Annotated in this window: 10 protein-coding genes and 1 pseudogene; 6 read left to right on the top strand and 5 right to left on the bottom strand. The window is 35.0% G+C overall.

Features of this window, described 5'->3' with window-relative positions:
- Window positions 1–539 precede the first annotated feature (539 nt).
- Genes WFN33_RS09650 through WFN33_RS09640 form a run of 3 tightly spaced genes read left to right on the top strand, consistent with a single transcriptional unit; the run spans window position 540 to window position 4,250 of the window.
- The gene (locus WFN33_RS09650) at window positions 540–2,201 is read left to right on the top strand and encodes a phosphoethanolamine transferase (protein WP_336952813.1); all 1,662 of its coding nucleotides are present in this window, start codon (window positions 540–542) and stop codon (window positions 2,199–2,201) included.
- 17 nt (window positions 2,202–2,218) lie between these two features.
- Complete coding sequence (locus tag WFN33_RS09645) at window positions 2,219–2,911, top strand: response regulator transcription factor (RefSeq protein WP_336952811.1); 693 nt, start codon at window positions 2,219–2,221, stop codon at window positions 2,909–2,911.
- A 1-nt stretch (window position 2,912) separates the two neighbouring features.
- A complete protein-coding gene (locus WFN33_RS09640) occupies window positions 2,913–4,250 on the top strand; it encodes an ATP-binding protein (RefSeq protein ID WP_336952810.1) in 1,338 nt (445 codons plus the stop codon).
- Between the two features lie 28 nt (window positions 4,251–4,278).
- On the opposite strand, the gene WFN33_RS09635 is transcribed toward WFN33_RS09640, so the two are convergent.
- The 3 genes from WFN33_RS09635 to WFN33_RS09625 form a co-directional block, all read right to left on the bottom strand.
- Window positions 4,279–5,085, bottom strand: coding sequence for a serine/threonine protein kinase (locus WFN33_RS09635; protein WP_336952808.1), 807 nt, complete (start codon window positions 5,083–5,085; stop codon window positions 4,279–4,281).
- Window positions 5,086–5,381: 296 nt separating this feature from the next.
- Entirely contained in the window at window positions 5,382–6,056 is a 675-nt protein-coding gene (locus WFN33_RS09630) for a phosphatase PAP2 family protein (RefSeq protein ID WP_336952807.1), read from the bottom strand.
- 286 nt (window positions 6,057–6,342) lie between these two features.
- A complete protein-coding gene (locus tag WFN33_RS09625) occupies window positions 6,343–7,530 on the bottom strand; it encodes an ammonium transporter (protein ID WP_336952805.1) in 1,188 nt (395 codons plus the stop codon).
- Window positions 7,531–8,275: 745 nt separating this feature from the next.
- Here WFN33_RS09625 and WFN33_RS09620 point away from each other — a divergent pair.
- A complete protein-coding gene (locus WFN33_RS09620; protein WP_336952804.1) occupies window positions 8,276–8,890 on the top strand; it encodes a hypothetical protein in 615 nt (204 codons plus the stop codon).
- Window positions 8,891–8,892: 2 nt separating this feature from the next.
- Here WFN33_RS09620 and WFN33_RS09615 read toward each other — a convergent pair whose 3' ends face one another.
- A complete protein-coding gene (locus WFN33_RS09615) occupies window positions 8,893–9,198 on the bottom strand; it encodes a hypothetical protein (RefSeq protein WP_336952803.1) in 306 nt (101 codons plus the stop codon).
- Window positions 9,199–9,657: 459 nt separating this feature from the next.
- Between WFN33_RS09615 and WFN33_RS09610 the strand changes: the two genes are divergently transcribed.
- Both WFN33_RS09610 and WFN33_RS09605 read left to right on the top strand, forming a co-directional pair.
- A complete protein-coding gene (locus WFN33_RS09610) occupies window positions 9,658–10,500 on the top strand; it encodes an SDR family NAD(P)-dependent oxidoreductase (protein ID WP_336952802.1) in 843 nt (280 codons plus the stop codon).
- A gap of 298 nt (window positions 10,501–10,798) precedes the next feature.
- Window positions 10,799–11,167: pseudogene (locus tag WFN33_RS09605) on the top strand (endonuclease domain-containing protein).
- Window positions 11,168–11,631: 464 nt separating this feature from the next.
- On the opposite strand, the gene WFN33_RS09600 reads toward WFN33_RS09605, so the two are convergent.
- The gene (locus WFN33_RS09600; RefSeq protein ID WP_336952801.1) at window positions 11,632–12,066 is read right to left on the bottom strand and encodes an SMI1/KNR4 family protein; all 435 of its coding nucleotides are present in this window, start codon (window positions 12,064–12,066) and stop codon (window positions 11,632–11,634) included.
- Window positions 12,067–12,128 lie beyond the last annotated feature (62 nt).

Genomic DNA, 12,128 nt, shown 5'->3' with positions numbered 1-12,128 from the left:
AATATTTAATATGTAGTGTTATGGTTAGTCAGGTTTTGATTGAATTAAATAATTTTTCTTGGGAATAAATAAGCCCACAATGTATTATAAAAGTAAAATACATTGTATGGTTAATAAAGTTTAATTTATGTATAAATGTCTTTGATTTAATGTGGTTTTGTCTTTATTTTTTAATTAAATATTGATGTGTTTTGCATTGCTTGAAAAATAGAAAATTACTTTTTCGCCATTTTAAAATATGTAGAAATCAATTCGTGTATTATTACTTTTTTGGATTTAAAATAACTTTATCTCAAAAATATTAACTTTAAATGAATTATTGTGAATGGAATAAGCAGTATTATAATCTACGGGCTATAAAATAATACTCATTTTTTTTGTAGATGCTTTATTTGATTTTAATTTTCTCAGATCGTGAGAAATGTAAAGGTAGTTACAATTAAGATCAGTGGTGCAATATGCTTGGGAAAGTGCTTTTTAAGTTCAGTTTAAGCTTCATTTTTTAACTTAACCCCATTGAAAAGAGTATTGCCAAAGTAATGTCTAACTTAATACAGCGTATAAAACGACGTGAAGTCTCAATTTCACTAACTGCTTTTAATTTTATTGTCGCAGTGTGGTTAGGCTTGTGCCTGAATTTTAGTTTTTTAAATAAGGTTCAGTCTCTAACGCCTTATCAGGGGATTAAAGCACAGCTGTTTCTGATCGCGACAGGTTTTGTGCTGGTTGCTTTATATAATCTATTATTACAAATTTTAGACTGGAAATGGACAGCAAAATTTTTTGCAATTGTCTTGGTCTTCATTGGTGGATTTAGTGCTTATTTTGTCAACTCATTGGGTGTAGTCATTTCGCCTGATCAAATTCAAAATATGGTACAAACAGATCCTAGTGAAGTGTCAGACTTACTTTCTTTGCAATTTTTGGTTTGGACACTGGGATTTGTTGTTTTACCCATCATCATTATTTTTTGGGTAAAAATTAAACCAGAAAAAATTGGCAAAATATTATTATTTAAAAGCATAAATATTGCGGGCTCTTTCGCTGTAATTGCAGCATTATTATTTGTTTTCTATGTGGATTATGCTGCTATTTTTCGCGAGCATCGTGATTTAAAAGGCATGATTTCTCCGCAAAATGCAGTAGCTTCAACACTTTCTTATTTTCATAAAAAAGCACCGAAAAAAAATCTACCTTTGATTCGTTATGGTGAAGATGCACATTTAGTCGACGATGTTGCTTTACAACATAAACCTAAATTGATGGTTTTGGTAGTTGGTGAAACCGCACGTGCAGAGAGTTTTTCTTTAAATGGTTATGCAAAGAACACTAATCCTGAATTGTCCAAGCAGACGGGCCTAATTAATTTTTCTCAAGTCAGTTCTTGTGGTACAGCAACAGCAGTTTCAGTGCCTTGTATGTTTTCAGGTATGCCTCGTAAAAGCTATGATGAGCAACTGGCAAGTCATCGAGAGGGACTGCTTGATATCGCGCAACGCGCAGGTTACAAGGTAACGTGGATTGATAATAATTCAGGATGTAAAGGTGCTTGTGATCGCGTTGAGAAGTTTGTAATTCCTCAAAATTTAGAGAAAAAATGGTGTAAAGATGGCGAATGTCAAGATGGAATTTTAGTCGATAGCTTAAACCTATATTTAAGTCAATTGCCAAAAGATGATAAGCAAGCGCATTTGATTGTATTACATCAAATGGGAAGTCATGGACCCGCTTATTATAAACGTGCACCAAATGAATTCAAAAAATTCAAACCGACTTGTGAAACCAATGCGATACAAGGTTGTTCATCGACTGAATTGATTAATACTTATGATAATTCGATTGTCTATACAGATCATATTCTAAATCAAATGATTGAAACTTTAAAACAGCAACAAAACTATCGCACAGGTTTTTGGTATTTATCTGACCATGGTGAGTCTACAGGTGAACGTGGTATGTATTTGCATGGTGCACCTTATGCGATTGCGCCTACTCAACAAACCCATGTACCAATGGTGATGTGGTTTTCAGATGCTTGGAAATCTGTAGCAACAAAACAAATCAATTGTTTAAATCAACAAAAACAGGCAACATTGAGTCAAGATAATTTATTTCCAAGTCTTTTGAGTTTGTTAAATGTCCAAACTCAAGTCATAGATCAAAAAAATAATATGTTGCACCAGTGTGCTGTACAAAGCTGATTGAAAGGATATAAACCATGACCAAAATTTTGATGATAGAAGATGATTTTATGATTGCAGAATCATCTAAAACATTATTGAAATATCAGGGCTTTGATGTGGAATGGGTGAATAATGGTTTAGATGGCCTCAAGCTTATTTCTGAGAAACAATTTGATTTGGTCTTACTTGATTTAGGCTTGCCCATGATGGATGGGATGCAGGTCTTAAAGCAAATTCGTCAACGTTCAAGTTTACCTGTACTGATTATTTCAGCACGTGATCAATTACAAAATCGTGTTGAAGGTTTAAATCAAGGCGCGGATGATTATTTGATTAAGCCTTATGAGTTTGATGAGTTGGTAGCTCGTATCCATGCCTTATTACGTCGCACAGGTGATATAACAAAAGAAGTGATAGGAAACGCATCAAATTTATTGAAAAATGGTGAAATTGTTTTAGATGTTGAACAGCATATTGCAACTCTAAAAGGTGAAACAGTGGAACTTTCAAATCGTGAATGGGCGATTCTCATTCCGTTAATGACCCATCCCAATAAAATATTTTCTAAATCTAATTTAGAGGATAAATTGTATGCTTTTGATAGTGAAATCAACAGTAATACAATTGAAGTCTATGTACATCATATCCGATCAAAATTGGGTAAAGATATTATTCGTACAATTCGTGGATTAGGTTATCGTTTGGGGCAACCACAAAAAGCGGAATAACATGGAATCTGCATTTTCCTTAAGAAAACGTTTAATTCGTTATACATCTATTTTTAGTATTTTACTTGGTTGCGTGTTGGTTTTTTCAGCCTATAAAATTTCTTTAGAAGAGATTAATGAAATTTTAGATGCACAAATGGTCTATTTGGCAGAGCGAGTGGAATTAAATCCACGTGCTATTCAAAGTCATTTTGATATACATAAACGTTACCATGAAGAGGATTTATTTATTGATGTTTGGGCATATGCTGACCCAAGTCAAACCCAAAGTACGCCTCATCATGTCATCGTTGAACCTAAGCAAAAAGCAGGTTTTTATAGCCAAGAAACAGCGCATGGTACTTGGATTACCTATATCTTACCTACCACTAATTTTCAAATTCAAATCAGTCAACAGGAAAAAGTTAGAGAGCATTTGGCTTTAGAGCTGGCTGGAAGTATGTTTCTTCCCTATTTATTAATTATTCCTTTTGCCTTACTCGGTTTGGTTTATATTATTCGCCGTAGTTTAAAGCCCCTTGAAGACTTTAAATCTGAACTCGCAAAACGTGATTCAAATTCATTGGTTGCGATTCAAAATGAACATTATCCAGAAGAATTATTGCCTACAATTCAAGAAATGAATCATTTATTTGAGCGAATTTCTATTGCTCAGCAAGAACAGCGACAGTTTGTAGCAGATGCTGCACATGAGTTACGTACACCAATTACTGCCTTGAATCTGCAAACTAAAATTTTAATGAGCCAGTTTCCTGAAGAGGAAAATCTGAAAAATTTAAGTAAAGGTTTAGCACGGATGCAGCATCTAGTAACGCAACTGCTTGCCTTGGCAAAGCAAGATTCCTCATTGAGTCATGAAGTTCAAGTGACTCAATTTAAGCTGAATGATGTAGCACTTAATTGTGTAGAACAGTTGATGAATCTTGCAATGGAAAAAGATATCGATCTTGGCTTTGTACGTAATGAAATAGTGACTTTAAGAAGTGTAGAACATAGTCTTCATTCAATCATTTTTAATTTAATAGATAACGCAATAAAATATACACCTGTTTCAGGCATGATTAATATTTCAGTATTTGAAGATATTCATGGTTTTGCTTATGTTTTAATTGAGGATAGTGGTTCTGGAATTGATCCTGATATGTATGACAAAGTCTTAAAACGTTTTTATCGTGTACATCATCACTTGGAAGTGGGGAGTGGTTTGGGATTGTCGATCGTGGATAAAGCCATTCAACATTTAGGCGGTGAACTGTCTTTATCACGTAGTGAAGAATTGGGCGGACTCAGTGTTTTGGTCAAAATCCCAATTCAGTGCCATATCAAAACAGAAAAGTAAAATACTTAAAAAATAAATGATCCCATTTCTACATTAGCGGAAGGGGCTCATTTTTCTTCATATACTGAAAAAATTCTAAACATTTTTGCATTCTACGACCATCACTGCCAAGTTTACCCAAATTGAAATTTGCAACCCAATTGAGTTTATTTCCTATACGGCAAATCTCGTTGTATTTTGATTTACTTGGATAAATTTCTGCAATCAGGATATCGCACGCTTGTGCAAGCTCGTCATCATTAAAACGGAATGCTGTGGAGAAAATAAAGCATAACCAATCTCGAATTTGACAGGTTTCTAATTCGAGGACTTCCCCAGGATCAGTTTCAAAATCAATAAAAGTAAATGCTTTGTCCTTATTCACTAAAATATTTCGTGCAAACGCCTCACTCAAATAACTGTCTTTTTGGTGTACAGCTTGAATAGCAAAAATTGCTTCACGATAAAATTCAAGCTTTTTAGCAGTATTTCCTTCCATTTTTGCCAATGCTTGATCAAGTTGCATGACATCTTCACCGTGATCAGCAGCATCTTCAATCAATAGACCTTGTGAACAATTAGCTAAAATTTGTGGTGTTGGAATACCAAGTGAATTTAATTCTGTCAGACGATGTACTTCACAATAAATCGATTTGCTTCCACCATAATTTGGAATAGGGGTTAGTGCTTCAATATTGAGTATACGTGCAACCCATTTTAATGGGATATAAATCCAAGCCGAGTGGCGTTCAGAGGCTTTTTTAAGCCACACTTTGCCATCACCTAACTGATAAGACTGAATATTCTGGTCTTGAATTTTAAGCGAATTGCGGAGAAATTTAGAAAAATTACTCATATTTTGCACGTATAAGATTACTAAATTGGCACAAGTATAAACAAAATATAATAATTTGTAAAAATTAAGATTGGTTTAATAATTTAATATTTAAATTATGACAAAAATGTAATTCTTTTAGTGATGAATATAGCTAAGTATCACTTGATTTGGCATTTTAGATTGAAATAAAAATAGATGAGCGATCAAATAAACCAGAGTAACAGTAATTCGCTTTTAAATATCTGATGTATTTTTAGAGATGCATTTATAATAAAATAATTTTGTGCGATATATCATTTATAATTTTAGAGTCGTTATCTGGTAAATTTTTTATAAAATATACGATACACAATTAAGTTAAAAGTAAAAATAATCCAACCTGTCCAAAGGTTATGGCTAAGGAAATGCGCACCACGCATCATTTGCCCCCACCCCGTAATCAAGCCAAGTGTTAAACCTAGGGCTAGGAAAAGATAAGCAATTTTAGAATTTGATCGTCTAAATACAAAAAAACCTGTAAGCAATGAAAAACCTGTGCTGGCATGCCCACCAGGAAAGCAGCCTCCGTGGCTTGCAGAAAAATCCCAAACATAGCCTAGAGCGGTTTGCTCAGTCATAGACCAAGGGCAGGCATGAGCTGAGTGGGATTTGAAAATGCCAATTACTGCTGTGGATAAAACACTGACAATGAACAAATAGCCCAATTGCCATTGATACGATTTTAATTTCGCAACTTTAAAAGAAGCAATCCATGAAATGAATACTGTAATATAGAAGGCAATGATAATATGTTTAAGCAACTTGTGATTAACTTCAATAAGAAACCAATTGTTCTTGAGTGGAAAATGACCAGTACTATCTATCCACGGTTGGATAAAATACATATCGATTGCGCCACCCACGGGAAAGACAAAGAACAATATTAAAAATAATATTCCTAACAATAAACTGTTACTTAGGAAAAATTTATTTGAGTCGCAATAAGACATGTGTTGTTTTGCTCAATTTAAATATTTTAATCTGCGTGTATTAGAAAAAAACAAACTTAAACTAAGCTTAATGATTATATAATTGGAATTTTATAAATTGATCTATTAATAAATAGAAACATCAACGATTATTTTAAGATGGTTTTTGTAAGTAACTGCTCTTGAGAATGAATAAGCTTATTTTAAAAATTTTATTTTTAAATTATTGTATAGTCATTTAGATGCTATAAAAAGCGGCTTTTCAGCCGCAAAATTTATAAAAAATAAAACCTACTGGTATAAACGATTAAAACATTGCATCCTCAGAGTTTGCAGAAATTTTATGAATTGATAAATCTGCACCTCGAAACTCTTCTTCTTGTGTTAAACGAATACCCATAGTCGCTTTAAGTATACCATATACAGCAAATCCACCAGCTAAAGCCAGTAAAATGGCAAGTAGCGTACCTATTATCTGAGACATCAAAGATACTCCCCCGATCCCTCCCAACCACTGCTGACCAAATAGACCCACAGCAATACCACCAAATGCACCACAAACCCCATGTAATGGCCAAACACCGAGTACATCATCAACTTTGAGTTTATTTTGTGTATAGGTAAACAGTTTAACAAACAGAAAACCGGCACAGATACCAATAAATAAAGCGCCAATTGGATGAACCACATCAGAACCTGCACAGATTGCCACCAAGCCTGCTAAGGGGCCATTATGTAAAAACCCCGGATCTTCTTTTCCAAAGAAATTTGCAGAAAGTGTGCCGCCTACCATTGCCATGAGTGAGTTCATAGCGACTAAACCTGAGATTGCATCTAAGCGTTGAGCACTCATGACATTAAAGCCAAACCAACCAACAATTAAGATCCAAGAACCGAGTGCTAAGAAAGGAATAGAAGAGGGGGGATGTGCACTAACGCGACCATCTTTTTTATAGCGCCCATGACGTGCACCAAGTAGTAACACTGCTGCAAGTGCAATCCAGCCACCCATCGCATGTACCACAACAGAACCGGCAAAATCATGGAAGCTAGCACCAAACGTATCCGCTAACCACTTTTGTAAGCCGAGATTACCATTCCATGCGATCCCTTCAAAAAAAGGATAAACCAGCGCCACAATAAACAGGGTCGCAATGGCTTGAGAACGCATTTTGGCACGTTCTGCAATGCCACCAGAAACAATGGCGGGGATTGCTGCAGCAAAGGTCAAAAGAAAAAAACAACGCATCAAATTGTAGCCATGCTCAGTTGAAAGCGTAGTACCTGTATGAAAAAAATGTTGGCCATAGGCAATGTAATAACCAACAAAGAAGTAGGCGATTGCTGAGATTGAAAAGTCAGTAATAATTTTACTGAGTGCATTGACTTGATTTTTATGGCGAACTGTTCCCAGCTCTAAAAAAGCAAAGCCTGCATGCATAGCGAGTACAAGCACTGCGCCAAGCAAGAGAAAGAGTAGATCAACGTTTTGCATATACGATTCTTTTTGGTGCTATCTGTCACAAATTGGTTCAAGTATAACCAACGATTTGAATCCGTGAAGTGTTTGGCTGTATGAAAAAATAGATCAACAATTTCAAAATATTATTAAGACTCGATATAAAGCAAAAGCATGCACTATATTGGAATTTATGCACTAACTTGATGCAATAAGATATTCTGGTTTTTTTTTAAGATACTGATAATTATTGATTTTTATTTATCGTGTTTCACCTTAGACCCAGCCTGTCTAATTTGAATCTAAAAACAAACCGATAAATGATTGAGTTAAAATTAAAAAATAACTTAATGACCAATTTTTGCATACACCCACACTGCAAGCTTGATTTCTGTATTCGAAATGGTTTCTTTGAAATTTTTGACCGTTCCATTGATTGGTTTTTTGAAACTTTGCATTTTAAAAAATTTGTATGGCCGTTTTCTCAAGTACTTGCGGAGTCGCTGCATAATTAAGCGAGCCCAAAAATAGTGATAGAACACTACTGTTGAATATTATTATATTTTTCATCATCATATCGATTTTTTTGTGATTGAATTATCTGTATTTTAAAATATGTATTTTATCAAGCTTTTGTATTCATCTTCTGGCTTAATCAACATCTTGGGGATATCTTAGTTATATTATTATAAATTTCAAATGGTTGGTCTTTTATTGAGTTGAAAATAAATGTTTAAGATAAAATCAATTTGCGATTAAACAATTAATGACGTGTATAAAAATGATGGTGTCTAAAACATATTCCAATTTTTTAGTGTATTTAATAGCATTCTTTGGCCTCTGTCTATTTGCTGAATCAGTGAGTGCGCAGTCCAATCAATATAAAATCTATAAGTCGAAACTGTTACAGTGTGGAGAAGCAACTTTTCAAGTTATTTCTCAATGTGATGATTCTAATGACAGTGCAGAGTCAGGTAGTGCAGGTTCTTTTCGAACATCATGTTTATCGAGTCGATTAGCGGTAAACTGGAAAGGTCAGCAAAGAATACTGAATTTTCCCATGGCAACAGTACAGCAGCAGAAAATATTAGCAAGCAAAGGCTATGCTTTAACACCTGAGATGAAAGTAGGGGATTGGTCACCACAAAGTTTAGCTTGTTGTCAAGCGGCTGGTATTGCGGGGCATTTTGTGGTGGTCAATCAAGCAACTACCAACGATATTAATCAAGAATATCACGGTAAAGGTTCATTAAGTGATGAACCCATTTTGCTGAATTTAAATGGGACTTTTACCAGTGAAACACTTAAAGCAAAAATCTATGCTTTATTAAAGCAAGGCCAAGTAAAGATTTCTAAAGTGATTGGTGCAAATGCAATTTTTGCGGGTGAAAAATAGATTTAACACAGATAAATCCGTTTCATTTTGTCATCTGTTAAGAAGAAAGCAGATGCAGCACAGGTTTCTTCGAGTACATTGGCTGAAACACCATCCCCTTTAAACTTTAAATAATGTTTAGGGTCAATCTGTTCGTTAGCAATAATATCGCCATTTTCTCCAAAGCGATATTCTTCATCGACATAGATATTTGTTTTAGGCGCGACTTCGAACTTAGCAAAAATATCTAAATCATCAACTTCTTCATTATTTTGATAATAATAAACTTTATCACTGTCCGAAATACGAAATTCAAACAGATATTTCATGCCCTTTTTATTGGGATTTTTTAAGACTTGGAAAGCATCTCGTTTTCCATCTCCATCAAAATCGATAAGTAATGGCTTTTTAAGATGTGTCGTATCAACTGAAAAACCTTGAGGGAGTGGTGTTGGGTTATTGACGAGATGGTCTGGCTCTGGCTGAGCAGGAATCTCAATGGATTCTACTTTGGTATATGCTTATTGTGGAGTTTCTTGTTTGGTTAGTTTAGTTTCAGTGCCGGCTTTCTCATGACATCCCATGAGAAAAATAAGGGTGATGGATAATAAAATTTTCTTTTTCATAGAATTTGAATCATTCAATCATTTTGAATGTTGAAGATTCTATCTTAAAAATTGATTTTTTGATGCTCAATGTCCTAAATTGGAGATATAGTCGTGTGTTCTATATGTGCCAGTTTGCTGTCTTATACTGATTCATCTTCATCACTACAATGGGGGAATATTTTGAACACATCAAATTCTGATCAAGCTTTATCTGTCGTGATTACAGGGGGCACACGTGGAATTGGTTTTGCTTTGGCAGAAGCTTTTTTAAAGTTAGGTTGGTCTGTGATGATTTCGGCACGAAATGCAGCGCAGTTAAATCAAGTTGTTGCAGATTTTGCGCAACGCTATGCCCCAAATCGAATTTATGGGGTGACCTGTGATGTGGCTCAATATGAAGATTTACACAATTTATGGAAAGAAACAGTTTTAAGGTTTGGTCAGGTCTATGTTTGGATTAACAATGCCGGTACCTGTAATGCAGCAAGGGCATTTACCGAGATTGCTAGCTCAGACTTGAAAAGTGTAATCAAAACTAATGTGCTTGGTTCGATGTTGGGTTCGCAAGTGGCTTTAAAAGGAATGATGCAGCAAGGTTTTGGGCAAATTTTTAATATGGAAGGTTGGGGTAGTCGTGGTGAATGGAGTGCGGGGATGACGCCTTATGCAACCAGTAAACGAGCAGTTGCTTATCTAAATCATGCTTTAAATAAAGAAACCAAAAATAGTAATATTTTGATTGGAACGCTCAGCCCCGGAATGGTGGCAACAGATTTATTGATTTCTTCTTGGCAACAAGGTGAAGTTAAAAACTGGCATAAAATGAAATGGTTATTTATGTTTGTGATTGACCCACCTGAGCAAGTGTGTGGTTATTTGGCACAACGCATCAGTAAGAATAAGAAGAGCAATGCGCGTATTGTCTGGATGACACCGTGGCGTTTGTTGCTTCGATTTTTCCAACCTTATTATTGGAAAAGAAATCCTGTAGAGGGGACAGCTTTGCATCAGCTTAAGGAATAGTGGTTTTAGTGTTATGCATTACTGGAGAGATATTGAAAGAGCAGACCTCTGCTTAACCCTCTCCTGAAAGAAGAGGGAACCTCTTTGTGTATCAAATAACTATTCAATTCTCAAAGAGTATTCCTTCCACATTTTGGGGGAATATTGAGGTGGTGGAATTTATGCAAATATTTTTAGTCGCCTCTCTTTAATCCTCTGTTGAAAGGAGGGAGAAACCTATCGTGTATCAAATAACGATAAAATTAGTAATGGAAGTCCCCTCTCCCCGTGGGAGAGGGTTAGGGTGAGGGAAAATAAAATGAAGCTAAACCCCAAATTATTAAAATACGCTAAATCTATGTGACACGATGCCACAAATGCGGAACATCTTATGTGGCAACTTTTACGAGCTCAACGATTTATGAATTTAAAGTTTCGTCGTCAGCATGTGATTGAGCCTTATATCGTCGATTTTTTCTGTCATGAATTGAGCTTAGTGGTTGAGTTGGATGGTGGGCAACATAATACAGATGTGGGCGTAGCTTATGATAATGGAAGAACTCAGTTTTTAGAGGCTTTGGGGCTTAAAGTTATTCGTTATTGGAATGATGATGTATTGAATCGCAGTGAGGTGGTATTGGCGGATTTGTGGAATATCTGTATTGGGTTGAAAGACACCTCTCCCTAACCCTCTCCTGAAAAGAGAGGGAACCTCTTTGTGTATCGAATAACTATTCAATTCTCAAAGAGTGTTTCTTCCACATTTTAGGGAAGATTGAGGTTGTGGAATTTATGCACACATTTTTAGTTACTTCTCTTTAACCCGCTGCTGAAAGGAGAGGGAGCTTCATTGTGTATCGAATAATTATTAAACTCTCAAAGAGTGTCTCTGCCACATTTTTGGGAAGATTGAGGTTGTGGAGTTTATGCAAATATTTTAAGTCATTTCTCTTTAATTCTCTGTTGAAAGGAGAGAAACCTATTGTGTATCAAATAACGATAAAATTAGTAATGGAAGTCCCCTCTCCCTGTGGGAGAGGGCTAGGGTGAGGGTAATTTTTGAAAAATTAGAGTGTATCAATTCGCTTTATTTTGATAACTAATCTTTAAGTTAAATGGATATGAAATTGTTGAATGCTGTACGGAAAAACATCATCGATCAAGTATTTCTAAATCATCTTTCATTATGAGTAAAATAAACTCTTCAAAACTATTACAAACCTTATTATGCGTATTACAGATTTCATAAATGCCTAATTCATTGCCATATTCGTCTAGTTTTACTGCATACGCGGTAATCCAGAGTAAGAACTCAGAGAATACAAAGCAATTTGCATGAGGAAAGTTTTCAATCCCTTTTAAATCTTTTACAGGTCTAAATTCAGCTAAAGTAAAAAATGAAAATCCTTCATTATTACAATTCATCTCACCTGAACCATTACAAAGTGTAAAATACGCTTTCAAAATTTGCGGAAGCTTGAGCTTATATTGTTGTTCAAATTGTTCGACCTCAATCAAGGTTGCAGGTTCTTTGATTTCTAAATTTTGCTTTAATAGATATTCTTTAAATTCTTCTATAATATTCATTATTTTACTCAAAAAAAGAAGGAAGCATAATTAAGCTTCCTTCTTTAGAGGCAAAATTGCAA

The organism is Acinetobacter sp. AS167, from assembly GCF_037152175.1.
GTDB lineage: Bacteria > Pseudomonadota > Gammaproteobacteria > Pseudomonadales > Moraxellaceae > Acinetobacter.
Note: the sequence above shows the minus strand (reverse complement) of the source record. Positions and strands in the feature narration are given on the sequence as shown.